The organism is Lachnospira pectinoschiza (genome assembly GCF_900103815.1).
Lineage (GTDB): Bacteria > Bacillota > Clostridia > Lachnospirales > Lachnospiraceae > Lachnospira > Lachnospira pectinoschiza_B.
The window spans coordinates 58,574-74,079 of record NZ_FNHZ01000003.1 but is presented as its reverse complement, the minus strand read 5'-3'; the positions used below and the strand labels follow the sequence as shown (position 1 = coordinate 74,079).

Below are 15,506 nucleotides of genomic sequence, written 5' to 3'. Positions count from 1 at the left end.
ATGACCTATTAGTTTATATATTTAGTCGTCTTATTCAGTTACATTAATTTCTAACTGACCTACGTAATTCCAAGTTACACCATTATCACTTGAAGTATATTTAGCAGCGGTTTTGCCATCATTATAAGTGGCATCATCCCCCTGACTTAAATAGACAACAATGGTTGAGTCATCCTCTAGTATTGGAACTAGTGCATCCTTGTAAACATCGGACCAAGTAAGAGTTGTGGAGCCTGAACTTGCAGCTGAGCTATCAAGTTCCTGGTCTTCAAGGATGATATTAGAAAATGTAGTGCCACCGTCATGTGATACGTAAAGGTTAGAGACATAATTTTCATTGTAATAATAACAAATAAAGATAGTGTTATTATCCGTTGTTAAAACGCCCTTAATAGGGTGTTGTAGAGGGGTATTACCCATCTCTGTCCAAGTCTCGCCACCATCCGTAGTTCTATAGATAATAGAGCTTTGAACGCCAGTATCGTAATTACTGTCATAACCTACAACAATAAATCCGTTAGTCGTATCTACAAAATTAACGTAGGCAAAATCTACGCTATTAAGGGTGGAACTAAGCTCGTAAGTTGTCCAGTTAGTACCCTTATCATTAGAGTAAATCACAGATAGAGGCACGTAGTTTTCATTGACAGATTTACCACCATAGACAAAGGCAGTCATACTCTGACTTATCATGTAACTAGTGGAAAGCACCACCTTATCACTTGAACTTGAGCTTGTGCTAGAACTTGTAGAGCTTGAAGAATCATAAATTAAATTCTCAATATCCACAGGAACTACGATATAGCTAGAACTGCCGTTGTAACTAACATAGAGGATACTATTGCTAATGTTATAGCTAGAGAGCTCGTCTGTTGAAGTGTTACTTGTAACAGTTGTTGTGGAAGCGGAATTCTGAATGCTTTCGTCGTATTGAGAAATTCCGTAATCTTCCGGTGTCTGAATGGCTGAGACGTAAACTGTTGCTGTATTATCGTAATGGTCGACTAATGAAAATGTAACAACCCACTCGCAGGTTAGCTTACCATTAAGGGTTACGCCATCCCAAGTGGAGAAATACTCTGAGCTTTGCGAGACAACATTTGCATTAAAAGAAATAAGGCAGGTTCTAGTTGACTCATCTAGGATTGTTGTATCATTAATCTTCACATTAGAAAGCTTCTTACTTCTTGGAACAAAAATGCCAGTAAACTGATCAAGGAAACTATCAATCCAAGTATCTGCTACAGTTGTTGTAGACATAGATGCAAAATTGTAGGTATTCTCATTATCAGAACTAGTCTCTGACTCCTCTTCATCTTCAGAATTGACAACATTTCCATTCTTATCAATGTCGATGCTAAAGGTGTATCTAGAAGTGAATTCCATGTTCTTTTGAACGTGAGTTTTATACATTTCAAAAATAAAAATAGAGGCAACTCCTATGACTAGCATCACAACAAGGACTCGCCATATTATATTCTTTACTAAATCCTTGTTTGCCGCCATAAGATCACCTCTCTAAAATCAAATAAAATTATTCTTCATGCTTTAGATGAATAGCCTCACGGATAATAACTCTGTAGTACTTATACCACCAAAGGAAATACATTGAACCAGCGCCCATAATAAAGAAAAGTACGATGATTGCTGGATGTGTCACGTATAACCAGTTAATAGAAATCTTTCTATTAATTAGTGGTAGACCATAAGTTAAAATAACGCAAATCGCCATAACTGTACCATTAAATAGGTTTCTGTTCTCATAAATAGAACGAACTCTATCAAAGGCAAGAATTGCAAGCATTTCACCAATTGGTCTTGTGAAAATAACAAGTAAACATAACATCAAACTGTTATAAACTGAAACTTTAAATATAAGTAATAAGATGAAATAGAAAATAAAGTCAGTTATCATCTTATAAATTAATTTTCCTAAGAAATTAAGATATGGACTAATAAGCATTACTCGAATCATTAAATAGTCCCTATCGCCCATGGCTAAAAGCGTTGTATTAGCCAAGCTACCACAGATAATGGAAAGCATTGTAAACATGAAAATCATAGCTAATTCCTGATCTGTAGCTACAAGTGGTCGTACAATAGATATCAATCTAAAAGGTACATATATAAGTAATAAGAAGTAGATAAATCTTCTTAAAAATTCACCGATTACTGTGAATAGCTGCATTACAATACCAATGGCATTACGAGTCTTTGGCATGTTAGTAAATGTAGCCTCATCAATACGCCAGTTTAGGAAAGGAAACTTTAAAATAATACGAATTCCATTATTAATTCCTTCATAAAAACGCAAAATCTTGTCGGCAAAAAGTCTTCTAAATAATTTCATTCTCTGCCTCCCCTAAAATATCAAGCACAGCATGTCTAATCTCAGGGATTGCCATAGTATCCTTAGAAACTAAGTTAAGCTCTCCATTATTAAGAATTACTGTATCCTTTGATATCTTTTCTGAAATCTTAAGTAAGCCTGTAGAAATAATAATTACATGGTTATCCTTCATCTCTTCAAGTACAGATAAGAAATGATTGATATATTCGTCACTGCAATAATCAAAAGGCTCATCAAATAAAATAACGTAAGGCTTCTGAATTAAGAAAGCAGCAAGCTGTAATAACTTCTTATGCTCAAAACTGTAATAACATATTAAATTGCCCCAAATATCATCTGGAATCGCTACCTTATCCAAATAATAATTAGGCTTTAAAGAGCCAGGATTAAGTGAACAAAGGAATTCTATGTATTCATAACCTGTTATATACATAGGTAAAACGCTCTGCTTTGTGGCATAAAATATAGTGCTCTTAGCTCTTGTAATAATTTCGCCATAGTCTACTGGAATATCTTCGCAAATACACTCAAATAGTGTAGTTCTACCAGAACCTAGGCTTCCTAAAATTGAATAAATTTGACCTTTATTAAAAATAAAATTTACATCGGTAAGAATCTCCTTACCGCCTAATGACTTCTTTATATGATTTAATTGTAACATAACCCTCTCCAATCTTGTCACAAATCCTAAAATATTATAGTATAGAAGCTCACAAAATGCAAATATTATGCGGTTTTGTATAGTTATATTTCTATTTGTTTATTGCATAAAAAAACTCCCTTTGTTATAATGCAAACAGGATTTGGGTAGATAATATGGAATATACAATTTTAAGGAGATGAAATTCCATGAAGAGTAAAATTGGTAACTTACTAAAGACTAATTGGAGAATACTTTACGGATTATACGTATTTATATATTTTCCTTGGTTTTTTACCTTAGAAAAGAAGATAACACTTACGCATTCAGGAATGCATATTTTAAATACAGCTTTTGATGATGCCATTCCTTTTATTGAATGGTTTATAGTGCCCTACACCTTGTGGGCTCTATATATTGTTATAACAGTTGTTGTTTTTTATTTTAAGGCAAATGATGCAGAATATAGAGGCTTAGCACTTTCCCTTATAATTGGAATGTCTGTTGCACTTACAATCTGCATGATTTATCCTAACGGATTGACACTTAGACCAGACCATGTGTCTGACACAATTTTTGGAAAGATGGTGGCAAGACTTTATGCTTCAGATACTTCAACTAACGTATTCCCAAGCATTCATGTCTTAAATTCATTAGTTGTTACATTTGCAATATTAAGATCAGAACTTTTTAAAGAAAAGAAGTATATTATTGTTAAGCTCTTAAGCCTTACATTATGCGTGCTAATCTGCTTATCAACAGTATTCTTAAAGCAGCATTGCCTCTATGATGTACTTGGCGCAGCACTTCTTTTCGTAGTTCTAACAAAGCTTATCTACTATGTAGATTACTCAAAGGTTATGGAAAAGTTAGAATTAAAGTTTCAACTTAAGAAGAAAGTTAAAGAATATCTTGTAAACGACAAATCGAATTACTAGTTAATAAGTAATTAAATAGCAATAAGAAAGCAATATAAAAGCAATATAAAAGCTTACGCCTTTAGTTTCTGGCGTAAGCTTTTTTGTTTTTTCTTTAATTGTGAAAATGTGTTGCGACCGCTTTGTCTGTGACTGGTTGTGCCACAAAGAGCTTTACTTTACTCCTCGCCGTATAAAAGCGTGAAGCTTTCATAATGGTCTTCGGTGTAATAAATTAGGCCATCGTTTGAATAAACAATTCTTTTGGCACCACGATTGCTCTTACCTAAGGTGTCAATGTCACATTCCTTGTAGGTTCTGCCAGATTTTGAAGGAAGTAGACCTTCGTTATTGGAAAATGTAGAACCGCCGATACAGCAATTTTCTTTATATTTTTCTACAGAGCCACCACTCCATCCTAGTTTCTTAGCTTCATCCTTTGTGATGTAGTTGCTTGGAAGCTTGTTATAGATATGAATGTAGAGGGCAACCTCATCTTTGCTATCATAGATTCCATCTTCGCTAACACTTATACTAGCTTGTGTTTGGCTGTTAGCTTTATTTGCACTAGATATTAGGCTAGATGTATCGCATCCAAGAGGAATTAATACAAGCAAGGCTGTAAGCGCAAGTAAAACTAGTGATTTAAATTTTTCTCTTATCTTTTTCATTTCTTACATATCTCTCACTTTTTAAATTCTGGGCTAAACCTAAAGGCTGTAATATATTTTCATAAAAATCCTAAAATTCATACAGCGTTTCTTTAAAAGAGTGACTTTAAAGGTGCTTCTTATAAAAGTACAAGATTACAGTTGTGAATAAGGTCCTTATTCTGGTCTAGCATTTTACAAATAATATCAAATAACGTGTCCCCAGTGTAACTTTTGGCATCGTCTAGATTCTTCTGGAAAATGGCCCTATTGCTTGGGTGACACTTCTTCATTCTCGAATCATAATAATTAGCGGTTGCGTTGTAACCAAGATCAATCTTGCTTTTGTTAGCGTTCTCCCAACGAATGAGCACAGGTTCCCCAACCTTATAGACACCATTCCCGCCAATTAGCAGGTCGTTTAGGGCGTCTAAATTGTGCCCGATTGGAAAGCTACCGTCAGTGAAAACTCTTGCAATTTCGTTGTAAAAGCCTTCTAAGTCATTAAAATTGTTACCGTCAATTGTTAATGTGTGCGAATATTTCTGCATTAATGATACCTCCCTTTTTTGCTACAAAGTTACGTTTTATGCACGCATGTATATTATAAAATAAATTTATGAAAAATACTAGTTAAATTAAATCTTAAGGAGTAATATAAGCATGTAGTATTTGTAAATTAGGAGGAAGTTATGTATATTGACTTTTCAAAAAGGGGCGAGAAATTCGGCCCTAACATTTTTAACGTTTTAGAAGAAAAACGACAAGAAAGAATTAATAATAATCTATCGGTTTACAATTTTAGTGTGGGAACACCAGATTTTAAGCCATCAACTGAGGTCATGGAGCTAGTTTCAAAGGCGGCTCTTGATTCTGAAAATTATAAATATTCCCTAGGTGATAGCAAGGAGCTTTTAGATAGCGTAATCAGATGGTACAAAAAAAGATACAATGTCGACCTTAATCACAATCAGATTTCATCGGTCTTTGGTACACAGGAAGGTATGGCGCACGTTTGCCTTGGCCTTGTAAATCCTGGTGACTTGGTCCTTGTGCCAAATCCTGGTTATCCAATTTTTGAAATAGGCCCTTTTCTTTGTGGCGCCGAGGTGGCTTACTATAACCTCTACCCTGAAAACGGTTATTTAATCGACTTTGAAAACTTTGATGAGGAACTTGCTAAAAGAGCCAAGGTCATGGTGGTTTCTTACCCACTTAATCCTGTTGGTGCCATTGCAAATCCTAAATTCTATGAGGATTTGGTGGCCTTTGCTAAAAAATACAACATCGTCATAATCCATGATAATGCCTATTCTGAAATCATCTATGATGGAAATGTGGGCGGCTCTTTTCTTGCAACTGATGGTGCCATGGATGTGGGCGTCGAGTTTAACTCACTTTCAAAAAGCTACAATCTAACTGGCCTTCGACTCTCCTTCCTCATTGGAAACGAGGATATCGTTAAGAGCTTTAAATCTATCCGAAGCCAGTACGATTACGGCACTAGCTACATCTATCAAAAAGCTGCTATTGCTGCCCTTGACGGCGACCAGTCTTATGTTAAGGAAAACTGCGCCAGATACGAGAAGCGTAGAGATGTCCTAGAGGCAAACCTTCACAAGTTAGGCCTTAAGCCTATGGGTTCGAAGGGCTCTATGTTTGTCTGGGCTAAGATTCTTGATGAAAATGTAAACTCAACCGACTTTGTTATCAACACCCTAGAAAAATATGGCATCCTCTGCACCCCAGGCACAAGCTTTGGAAGTCTCGGAGAAGGATATGTAAGATTTGCGTTGGTAATTCCAGCTTGGAAGATTGAGGAAATCTTTGGGGAATTGTAGGAAGTTGCGGATGTCTTGTGATGTCTGGGTAGATGTGATCTGTCGGAAGTGGTAAACTGCCGGTGATTAAGGAAGCAAGTGCTGAGAGACCGGGAGGTGCTGACTTACCGGTGATTAAGAAAGCAAGTGCTGAATTACCGGGGTTTCTGTGCCTATAGGAAGGATTATAAGCTAGGAAAAGCACAGACTTGCTTAATTGGAACTGGACGGGAGTGACGAGCTGCCGGAGCTTAAGGAAGCAAGTGCCGAATTACCGGGGTTTCTGTGCCTATAAGATGGATTATAAGCTAGGAAAAGCACAGACTTGCTTAATTGTAACTGGACGGGAGTGCTGAGCTGCCGGAGCTTAAGGAAGCAAGTGCCGAATTACCGAGGTTTCTGTGCCTATAAGAAGGATTATAAACTAGGAAAAGCACAGACTTGCTTAATTGTAACTGGACGGGAGTGACGAGCTGCCGGAACTTAAGTAAGCAAGTGATGAATTGCCTGGGCTTTTGTGCCTATAGGAAGGATTATAAGCTAGGAAAAGCACAGACTTGCTTAATTGTAACTGGACGGGAGTGGTGAATTTGACTTTATTCTTTAGAATTGTATAAATTAGGCACAGGGTCTCTTATAAGCTTTTTGTAAAAATACGACACAGAGTGGCTATGATTAAGGAATCTAGTAGGAATAAGCACAAGAATTCTTCTAGCTTTAGTATCGGGAAAAGCTGTAATTGGCTATAATTGAATAATATTGGAAAAAGGGCACAGGAAATTCTCTGATTATTAAAGATAATTAAGATTTCTTGTGCCTGTTTTTATTATATGGATGTGATATAGCCAAAAAAAGCGGGATAAGCTGGATTCTAATCAAAAGATCTCAAAGAAAGATATCTGAGGTCGCGGAGTTCAATCCCCACCACTACATAAAAAAAGAAGAAGCAAAATGCTTCTTCTTATCAGTAGAGCGCGAGACGTTTCGGGTGTCCGGTGGACACCTCTGCCTGAAAGGCAGAAGAAACGACCGAGTCGAAGACGAGAGATCGAAGCTGCGACCCTGGGGTCGCGAGGTCCGATTCCCCTTCCTGAAAACAAAAAAAGAAGAAGCAAAGTGCTTCTTCTTATCAGTAGAGCGCGAGACGGGGATCGAACCCGCGACCCCCTCCTTGGCAAGGAGGTGCTCCACCACTGAGCCACTCGCGCATGTCTTAATTTGTTGTGTGCCGCAACACGTGTTTAATAATACATGGTCAGACATTTTTTGTCAACAGTATTTTTGAAAAAAATTGCGTAAAATACGAAAAAAGACAGTATGTAAATTATTGATAAAAAACGACATTTTATAAATTACTCTAATCTTGTCTTCATTCTTACTTGCTTTTATTATTCTTTATTAGCTGTGTGACTATAATCTACTTATCTAGCTTTTATAGCCACAGATCTTTCTTAAATGTTTTTGTAAAAAATGGACATAATGTGGCTGCAAATTAATAAAAGTGAGAAAAAAGTCACTACTCTACATAAGCCTGAAGGGACTAAGCAAGTTGCTTTGTGCTTATAGGAAGCGAATCGCTAAATAAAAGTCACAAGGAATTATAGGGTAATTAAATAAAGAGAACAATTCTTGTGCCTGTAAAACAGTAATTAGCAAGTTTTGACCACAAATCAAAGTAAATTTAGAATTCTGGCGACAAAATTCCTGGAAACACAACAAAATTCCCGGAAATACGACAAACCACCACTAAAAAAGCTCCCAGCTTTCGTTGGGAGCCTCCATTCCACTACAATTTCACCAAAATGAAATTATAATAAGTGCTTTCTTAATTCCTCACCTGAAAGTGGGCTGATGTATGAAGGAGCAATATCAAATACTGTCTTACAACCAAATGAACCTTCATTAGCAAGCTTGTAAGCTGCTCTTGCATAAGCTGCAATTACAGAACCTGTAAATTCTGGGTTTGAATCAAGTGTAAGCTTGTATTCGATGATGTGCTTGTGTTCCTTGTTAAGGCCTGTAACACCACTTCTAAGTACGAAACCACCGTGTGGAAGACCTGAATGGTTCTTCTTTAATTCTTCTTCAGAGATGAAGTTTACAGTTGTATCGTAATCTGCAAAGTAGTTAGGCATTTCCTTGATTTCCTTCTCGATACGAGCAAGGTCAGCGCCTTCTTTAGCTACAACATAGCACTCTCTTAAATGCTTTTCTCTTGTTGTAAGTTCTGGGTTTTCACCTGAACGAACTCTTTCAACAGCAGCTTCAATAGGAACTGTGTACTGTCTAGCATCAACAACACCATCAATTCTTCTAATAGCATCTGAGTGACCCTGGCTAACACCACGACCCCAGAATGTGTAGTTTTCACCCTCTGGTAAAACAGAAGTTGAAATCATACGAAGAAGTGAGAACATACCTGGATCCCATCCCATAGAGATGATTCCAACGTGCTTAGATTCCTTAGCTGAAGCATCAACATTTGCAAAATGCTCAGGAATTCTTGCATGTGTATCGAAACTGTCGATTACGTTGAATAACTTAGCGTACTTAGGAGTCTGCTCTGGTAAATCAGTTGCAGAACCACCAGCTAATACTAAGACATCAATCTTACCAACATAGCTTTCTACATTATCAACTGAATCAACTGGAACGCCTTCAGTCTTTATAGTTACAGTCTTTGGATCTCTTCTTGTAAATACAGCAACAAGTTCAAGATCATCGTTTTGTCTAATGGCACTCTCAACTCCACGAGCGAGGTTACCATAACCTAGAATACCAATTCTAATACTCATTCTTTTACCTCCATAAACTTGGTCGAGATTTTTCATAAATAATCTTCATATTTGGATGAAAATGTATTTAAAATCTCCACCGGATTAAGACACATAAAATATTATATAACCTTATAATAGATTGTGCAAAATTTTTTTTGAAAAATGTATCGCATAAAATTAGGACTTTTAAAAATACCTGTAAACATGCAGATTAATATAACTAGATTAAATCTAGAAGTTCCTCGCATTTATTTGCAAATGTTGTGGCTCCGTTTGCCTCTAAAAAGTCCTTATCTCTAAAGCCCCAGGTAACGGCGATTTCATCAACCCCTGCGTTTTTAGCTGTATTTACATCAACATCTGAGTCGCCGATGTAAACAGTATCCTCCTTAGAAATCTGTAGTTCCTCTAGAATTCTTAAAAGTGAGTCTGGTGCTGGCTTTACAGCCACCTCAGGAAGGGAGCCTCTTGCAATTTCAAAAAGACCTTCAAAGTAAATGTCATTAAGCTTTTCCACTGTGAAGTTTGGCTTATTTGAAAGAATGGCAAGTTTTACTCCATTATTTTTAAGAACTTTTAGGACATCTAAGATACCATCGTAAGCCTTAGTTAAGTCGTTACAATGCTTGTCATAGTATTCCTTATATTCATCGTGGATGATCTTTTCTTCTTCTTTACTTGTACCTGCTGGCACTGCTCTTTCTATAAGTTTTACAGAACCGTTTCCAACAAATTGTCGGATTTCTTCAAGACTTCTTTCAGGATGGTTGTGAGCCTTAAGTATTACATTTACTGAAGCCCAAAGATCCTTTAAGCTATCAAGAAGGGTTCCGTCTAAATCAAAGACAGCTAATTTATATCTCATAACTTTTCCTTTCTTATTTCTAACCAAATTAAATTTAGTTAGACTTCACTTTTGCTAATTATAAGTTCTTTAAAACTAACTGTAAAGAAACTCTCTAAAGCTTAAGATAAAGTTAATATATAAACATAAAAGATATATAAACATAAAAAGATATATAAAAATAATTTTTAAAACTTGCCTTAAAATACTTGTACTATATTCGAAAAGTGTTAAAATATTAACTAGAAGGATTTGACGTGTGACAACTAATATTTTTGTACAAAAACGACATGATTTAGTGGCATTGTCAAATAAATAATATAAGTGGAGGTTTTTATATGGCAAACAGATTTGTACTTAATGAACGTTCTTATCATGGGGCAGGCGCAGTTAAGGAAATTGCAACTGAAGTTAAGGAAAGAGGATTTAAGAAGGCATTTGTCTGCTCTGATCCAGACTTAGTAAAATTTGGGGTAACTAAGAAGGTATTAGATGTGCTTGATGGCGCTGGTTTAGCTTATGAACTTTATTCAAATATCAAGCCTAATCCAACTATTGAAAATGTACAGACAGGTGTAGAGAGCTTTAAAAAGGCAGGAACTGACTATATCATCGCAATTGGTGGCGGTTCATCAATGGATACTGCAAAGGCAATCGGAATTATTATTAACAATCCAGATTTTGCAGACGTTAGAAGCCTTGAAGGTGTAGCTGATACAAAGAAGCCATCAGTTCCAATTATCGCAGTTCCTACTACTGCTGGTACTGCAGCTGAGGTTACAATTAACTACGTAATTACTGATGTTGAAAAGAATCGTAAGATGGTATGTGTTGATCCTAAGGATATTCCAATCGTGGCTGTTGTTGATCCAGACATGATGTCATCAATGCCAAAGGGCTTAACAGCTGCAACAGGCATGGATGCTTTAACACATGCAATTGAAGGATATATTACTAATGGAGCTTGGGAATTATCAGACATGTTCCATTTAAAGGCAATCGAGCTTATTTCTAAGCACTTAAGAGCTGCTGTTGAGAATAAGCCAGAAGGCAGAGAAGGCATGGCACTTGGCCAGTATGTAGCAGGTATGGGCTTCTCTAATGTAGGTCTAGGCTTGGTTCACTCAATGGCTCACCCACTAGGTGCTGTTTACGATACACCTCATGGTGTGGCAAATGCAATTCTTCTCCCTTCTATCATGGCTTACAACGCTGATGCTACAGGCGAGAAGTTTAGAGATATTGCTAAGGCAATGGGTGTAGAAGGCACTGAAAATATGTCTCAGGACGAGTACAGAAAGGCAGCCGTTGATGCTGTTGCTAAGCTTTCTGCAGATGTTGGAATTCCTAAGGATTTAAAGGATATCGTTAAGGATGAAGATGTACATTTCCTTGCAGAGTCAGCACACGCTGATGCTTGCTTCCCAGGAAATCCAAAGCAGCCAACAGTAGAAGAAATCGAAGGCCTTTATAGAGCCCTTCTATAGGGAAATCTTTGTCAAAAAATCCGACAAAAGATAATAAGCATTTATAAAGACTAACTAATGCAGCCCCCGCAATTCATTAGTTAATCAGATAAATATATGTTAAAATGAGTCAGAGATAAGAAATATATCTCTGGCTCTTTTGATTTTAGAATTTCAATAAAGTTGGAATTTCAAGAACGTTAAAAGAAGCAAATCAAGGATGGAAAATTAGGAGGCGTTATGGCAGTTTTTTACTATACTAGACACGGTCAGACCGTTTGGAATGTGGCCAATAAAATTTGTGGCAGTACAGACGTGGATTTGACTGAGCTTGGTCACAAGCAGGCAATTGAACTTGGGGAAATGATTAAGAAGGAAAATATAAAGATTGATGAAATCATCTACTCACCTTTAATTAGAGCTAGGGACACTGCCCTACACATTTCCGAAATTACTGGAATTCCAGCAAGAAAAGAAGAAAGACTTATGGAGCAAAATTTTGGCAAGTATGAGGGAACTCCAAGGGATGGTCTTGAATTTGCAAAGGCCAAGGAAAACTTTGTTAACTCCTTTGAGGGTGGAGAGTCTATGTTAAAATGTGCTCACAGAATCTACTCTCTTTTAGAAGATATAAAAAATGAGCCCCAAAAGGTTTATCTTTTAGTGGCTCATAATGGCATAATTCGTATGGTGGAGAGCTATTTTCACGATATGACAAATGAAGAGTTTGCAGCATGCAAGATGAAAAACTGCGAACTTAGACGCTACGAAATCTAATGAGCTCTAACGAAAACTAATTTAGTGAGTTAAGGTTGCTTTAATTCACTAAATTAGTTTTCTCTACTATTTTTGATATCGTAGAGCTTGGCGTCGGCAGCTTTTATAAAGTCCTTGGCATTCTTTATGGTGTCGTCATATTTTGCAATGCCAATAGAAACGTTAAATTCATAGCCGCTATTAGACATGATGTTAAGTTCTTTAAGCTTTGAGGAGATTCGTGAGGCAACTACCTCAGCTTCCCTATCATAACTTTCAACAAAACACACAACAAATTCATCTCCGCCATATCTAGCAGTAGATACAAAGCGGAGATTTTTAGTGCCCTCAGTAATGGCTTTTGCTAGTCTTATTAAACTTTTATCCCCTTCAAGATGTCCATAATTATCATTAATTTGTTTAAAGTGGTCCCCGTCAATCATTAAAAGGGCTGTACGTTTCCTTAAGTTTGAGGCTAACATTTTCTCAATATCCTGATTAAGATATGTTCTGTCGTTTAGGTTTGTAAGCGGGTCTTTAGATATATTTTCATGCTGAATAATCAAGTAAAAGATAAGGATTGAAATGGCGGTTGTAGCATCCCAGAGATCGAGTTCACTAAATAAGGTAACATAAGGAATTGCAAGGAAAATGAGCATCAGTATGTAAATTCTTTTCTCCTTTTTATTTGGTGTAATAATTGCGCAGTAAATGCCCCTTAGCACGCTTATAATCAGGTAAAAGTATGATGTAAAGTCAACTAAAAAATACAATGGCATATAAACTATTTTTAAATCCTTGCCTACGTAGAAAATTAAATGCGTAAAAGGAGTGGAAATGATTAAAAACAAAGTAATGAAATGGAAAATTAAGCATACGTATTCTATATTTGTGGAAATGGAGATTTTTGAGCGCATTAAATACTCCATGCATAAAAACAGTGAGGCACGAAGACTAATCTCAAGAGAATAGTAAATTATCCAAATGCTGCAAATAAGATACTTCGAGCCGCTATCGTAAATATTTATATCATCAATTATAAAATTAAAAGTTAAATAAAAGATGTTTATTACAATAAAAGCCAAAAGTCTAAATCTAAGCATAGAACGCCTAAAGGTTCGACTTAAGTCAATGGCTATAATTATTAAGATTATAATGGATATAATAGCTTGTTCAATTGAAGCTAAGTGAAATTCTTCCATGTATACTTCTCCTTCTTTATTTCGTAAAGGGCATTATCTGCCGCTTTTATAAACTCCTCTGGAGTTAAATATTCCTCTTTGTAGTTTTCAATTCCAATTGAAATCGTAACGTCGGATTTTGCATTTTCCTCTTGATTAATCTTTTCAAGGGTCTTTGTAATGGTGTAGGCAATTAGGCGCCCGTCGTTATTCTGCCTTTCTATAAAGGCAATGATAAACTCATCGCCCCCGTATCTTGCAACAGTGCAATGCTTAAGAAAATATGTACACTGCTCTAGGGCTTGTCCAATTCTTATTAGACTTTTATCCCCTTCTTGATGTCCGAAATTATCATTAATCTTTTTAAAATCATTGGCATCAATCATAAGTAAAACCAGCTTATCTCTATCTTTGCGCCTCATTAAGCTGTAGAGATCAGTTATAAGAAAACGTCTGTTATTAAGGCCAGTTAGAGAGTCTGTAGACACATTTCTTTTTGAAAAGTCCAAATAGAATATTAAAAATGTAATAGCCAAACTAATTTCTAGAATTGGCACATTTATAGCTCTTGATAAGGATTGACCTACTAAAGGAACCATAATAAAAGCAATAAACATAAAGGCAAATTTCTTTTCATTTTTATCATGTGCAGTTTTTATACAATTTACTATTACCATTAGAATGAAAACATAGTATACTAAAGATATCAAATATGGAAATAAATAAAGAGGACCACGAATATATTGCATATTTTCATCAATTTTAAAAATTAGTCCACTAAATGGTGTGCTGACATATAAAGTGATAGATATAGTTAGTGTTATTGCTGCAATGTATTCAACAAATCTCTTATCAAATAATTTTGAGTGTAAGAGATAAATAATAGTGGTAAAGGTAAATATACTAATTCCAATAATCGAGATGAATTTTAAAATTTCAGATAAATAAAAATATGGTTTGAAGTTGTGTTTAAACACAGTAAAGCTAAGTAAAGTTAATATATAAGAAATGTAGTACAAATGTACAATGCCAATATAGGACAATACCTTACCTTGTAAACGTGATTTTTTCGTTGTTAAAATTATATGAAAGCCTAATATAAGCATGATTACATAGGCTATAATTGTTTCCTCAATTTTAGCAATCAATATACTCATAAGATACCTCGTATTATTTGGTAAGATTTTGAAAATGTATCGAATTATTCACATACTATATAAATTTATTATATGATAAATAATGCCCTTTATCAAGAAAAACTAAAAAAAGCATTTGCATTATTTTAATAACTGTTTTATTATGGGATTACTGACCTTAGGAGGAAACTATGGATAATATTACAGTACTTCTTGTGGATGATGATTCAGAAGTTATAGATTTGAATAAAAAGTTTTTTGAAAAAAAGAATTATAGAGTTTACACTGCGTATTCAAGTAAGGATGCGCTTGATATATTAAAAATGAATAGAGTAGATTGCATTTTATTAGATGTTATGATGCCAGATATGGATGGCTTTGAAGCTTGTAGTAAAATGCGTAAATTAACCAATGTGCCTATATTGTTTTTAACAGGCAAGGATTCTGAGGAGGACAAGATAAAAGGTTTAGAAGTTGGTGGAGACGACTTCATTTTAAAACCTTATAGTTTAAATGAGATAAATGCCAGAATTCAGGCGAATGTGAGAAGATTTAGACAGTATAATAAATCTTTAATAGGGGAAGAAATAATTCAAGAAAGTAGAGGTGAAAAAAGTAGCGCCATTGAACAATTCGGACATTTATCAGTTAACTATCTTGCGCATAAGGTTTATTGTGATGGGGACGAGATAGGTTTATCTAACAGAGAATATGAGATTTTAGTTATATTGCTTAGTCACAATGGAGAGGTGACTACATTTGAGGAGATATCTAATAAGTTATTTGGGACATATTCTGATACTGATAGACAAACAATCATGGTACAAATATCAAGATTGCGTAAAAAACTAGACGCATATTTAAATATTTGTGATATGATAACAAGCGTGCGTTTTAAAGGATACGAATTCCACGCAAAGTAAATATCAATTAAATCGCCTGTATCGATGCTATTTTCTTAATTGACTA

14 protein-coding genes and 1 tRNA gene are annotated in these 15,506 nt (G+C 35.5%); 5 read left to right on the top strand and 10 right to left on the bottom strand.

Going from position 1 to position 15,506, the window contains the following annotated elements; all coding sequences use genetic code 11:
* Positions 1-30: 30 nt before the first annotated feature.
* Genes BLQ66_RS06165 through BLQ66_RS06155 form a run of 3 tightly spaced genes read right to left on the bottom strand, consistent with a single transcriptional unit; the run spans position 31 to position 3,011 of the window.
* Positions 31-1,506 carry a sialidase family protein gene (locus BLQ66_RS06165; protein WP_074521421.1) on the bottom strand — a complete coding sequence of 492 codons (1,476 nt, stop codon included), beginning with the start codon at positions 1,504-1,506 and terminating at the stop codon, positions 31-33.
* Between the two features lie 28 nt (positions 1,507-1,534).
* Entirely contained in the window at positions 1,535-2,350 is an 816-nt protein-coding gene (locus BLQ66_RS06160) for a hypothetical protein (RefSeq protein ID WP_074521420.1), read from the bottom strand.
* Entirely contained in the window at positions 2,337-3,011 is a 675-nt protein-coding gene (locus BLQ66_RS06155) for an ATP-binding cassette domain-containing protein (RefSeq protein WP_027431617.1), read from the bottom strand. Before BLQ66_RS06155 ends, BLQ66_RS06160 begins: the two co-directional genes overlap by 14 nt.
* Before the next feature lie 188 nt (positions 3,012-3,199).
* Here BLQ66_RS06155 and BLQ66_RS06150 point away from each other — a divergent pair, with 188 nt between their 5' ends.
* The gene (locus BLQ66_RS06150) at positions 3,200-3,928 is read left to right on the top strand and encodes a phosphatase PAP2 family protein (protein ID WP_074521419.1); all 729 of its coding nucleotides are present in this window, start codon (positions 3,200-3,202) and stop codon (positions 3,926-3,928) included.
* 158 nt (positions 3,929-4,086) lie between these two features.
* Here BLQ66_RS06150 and BLQ66_RS06145 read toward each other — a convergent pair whose 3' ends face one another.
* Positions 4,087-4,578, bottom strand: coding sequence for a ribonuclease domain-containing protein (locus BLQ66_RS06145; protein ID WP_074521418.1), 492 nt, complete (start codon positions 4,576-4,578; stop codon positions 4,087-4,089).
* Positions 4,579-4,697: 119 nt separating this feature from the next.
* Positions 4,698-5,108: a barstar family protein gene (locus BLQ66_RS06140; protein ID WP_074521417.1), complete on the bottom strand. Its 411-nt coding sequence runs from the start codon at positions 5,106-5,108 to the stop codon at positions 4,698-4,700.
* A 141-nt stretch (positions 5,109-5,249) separates the two neighbouring features.
* On the opposite strand from BLQ66_RS06140, the gene BLQ66_RS06135 reads away from it, so the two are divergent.
* Positions 5,250-6,398, top strand: a complete 1,149-nt coding sequence (locus tag BLQ66_RS06135) for an aminotransferase class I/II-fold pyridoxal phosphate-dependent enzyme (RefSeq protein WP_074521416.1) — start codon at positions 5,250-5,252, stop codon at positions 6,396-6,398.
* A 1,115-nt stretch (positions 6,399-7,513) separates the two neighbouring features.
* Here BLQ66_RS06135 and BLQ66_RS06130 read toward each other — a convergent pair.
* The 3 genes from BLQ66_RS06130 to BLQ66_RS06120 form a co-directional block, all read right to left on the bottom strand.
* Positions 7,514-7,585: transfer RNA gene (locus tag BLQ66_RS06130), tRNA-Gly, on the bottom strand.
* Positions 7,586-8,185: 600 nt separating this feature from the next.
* A complete protein-coding gene (locus tag BLQ66_RS06125; RefSeq protein WP_074521415.1) occupies positions 8,186-9,172 on the bottom strand; it encodes a diaminopimelate dehydrogenase in 987 nt (328 codons plus the stop codon).
* A gap of 202 nt (positions 9,173-9,374) precedes the next feature.
* Positions 9,375-10,019 (bottom strand): HAD family hydrolase, encoded by a 645-nt coding sequence (locus BLQ66_RS06120; protein ID WP_074521414.1) that lies wholly within the window; start codon positions 10,017-10,019, stop codon positions 9,375-9,377.
* 317 nt (positions 10,020-10,336) lie between these two features.
* Between BLQ66_RS06120 and fucO the strand changes: the two genes are divergently transcribed.
* Together fucO and BLQ66_RS06110 are read left to right on the top strand one after the other, a co-directional pair.
* Positions 10,337-11,485, top strand: a complete 1,149-nt coding sequence (gene fucO / locus BLQ66_RS06115; protein WP_074521413.1) for a lactaldehyde reductase — start codon at positions 10,337-10,339, stop codon at positions 11,483-11,485.
* A 219-nt stretch (positions 11,486-11,704) separates the two neighbouring features.
* Complete coding sequence (locus tag BLQ66_RS06110) at positions 11,705-12,241, top strand: histidine phosphatase family protein (RefSeq protein WP_074521412.1); 537 nt, start codon at positions 11,705-11,707, stop codon at positions 12,239-12,241.
* Between the two features lie 53 nt (positions 12,242-12,294).
* Here BLQ66_RS06110 and BLQ66_RS12035 read toward each other — a convergent pair whose 3' ends face one another.
* Positions 12,295-12,999, bottom strand: a complete 705-nt coding sequence (locus BLQ66_RS12035) for a GGDEF domain-containing protein (protein WP_180364703.1) — start codon at positions 12,997-12,999, stop codon at positions 12,295-12,297.
* A 404-nt stretch (positions 13,000-13,403) separates the two neighbouring features.
* Entirely contained in the window at positions 13,404-14,018 is a 615-nt protein-coding gene (locus BLQ66_RS12030; RefSeq protein ID WP_207645137.1) for a GGDEF domain-containing protein, read from the bottom strand.
* Positions 14,019-14,728: 710 nt separating this feature from the next.
* Here BLQ66_RS12030 and BLQ66_RS06095 point away from each other — a divergent pair.
* Positions 14,729-15,460, top strand: a complete 732-nt coding sequence (locus tag BLQ66_RS06095; RefSeq protein WP_074521409.1) for a response regulator transcription factor — start codon at positions 14,729-14,731, stop codon at positions 15,458-15,460.
* Positions 15,461-15,506: the final 46 nt, after the last annotated feature.

Coding starts and splice junctions, on each gene's coding strand:
- BLQ66_RS06145 (WP_074521418.1), bottom strand. CDS start 4,578: ATGAAAAAGATAAGAGAAAAATTTAAATCACTAGTTTTACTTGCGCTT.
- BLQ66_RS06140 (WP_074521417.1), bottom strand. CDS start 5,108: ATGCAGAAATATTCGCACACATTAACAATTGACGGTAACAATTTTAAT.
- BLQ66_RS12035 (WP_180364703.1), bottom strand. CDS start 12,999: ATGCCATTGTATTTTTTAGTTGACTTTACATCATACTTTTACCTGATT.
- BLQ66_RS06095 (WP_074521409.1), top strand. CDS start 14,729: ATGGATAATATTACAGTACTTCTTGTGGATGATGATTCAGAAGTTATA.
- BLQ66_RS06160 (WP_074521420.1), bottom strand. CDS start 2,350: ATGAAATTATTTAGAAGACTTTTTGCCGACAAGATTTTGCGTTTTTAT.
- fucO (WP_074521413.1), top strand. CDS start 10,337: ATGGCAAACAGATTTGTACTTAATGAACGTTCTTATCATGGGGCAGGC.
- BLQ66_RS06125 (WP_074521415.1), bottom strand. CDS start 9,172: ATGAGTATTAGAATTGGTATTCTAGGTTATGGTAACCTCGCTCGTGGA.
- BLQ66_RS12030 (WP_207645137.1), bottom strand. CDS start 14,018: ATGTTTATTGCTTTTATTATGGTTCCTTTAGTAGGTCAATCCTTATCA.
- BLQ66_RS06155 (WP_027431617.1), bottom strand. CDS start 3,011: ATGTTACAATTAAATCATATAAAGAAGTCATTAGGCGGTAAGGAGATT.
- BLQ66_RS06150 (WP_074521419.1), top strand. CDS start 3,200: ATGAAGAGTAAAATTGGTAACTTACTAAAGACTAATTGGAGAATACTT.
- BLQ66_RS06135 (WP_074521416.1), top strand. CDS start 5,250: ATGTATATTGACTTTTCAAAAAGGGGCGAGAAATTCGGCCCTAACATT.
- BLQ66_RS06165 (WP_074521421.1), bottom strand. CDS start 1,506: ATGGCGGCAAACAAGGATTTAGTAAAGAATATAATATGGCGAGTCCTT.
- BLQ66_RS06110 (WP_074521412.1), top strand. CDS start 11,705: ATGGCAGTTTTTTACTATACTAGACACGGTCAGACCGTTTGGAATGTG.
- BLQ66_RS06120 (WP_074521414.1), bottom strand. CDS start 10,019: ATGAGATATAAATTAGCTGTCTTTGATTTAGACGGAACCCTTCTTGAT.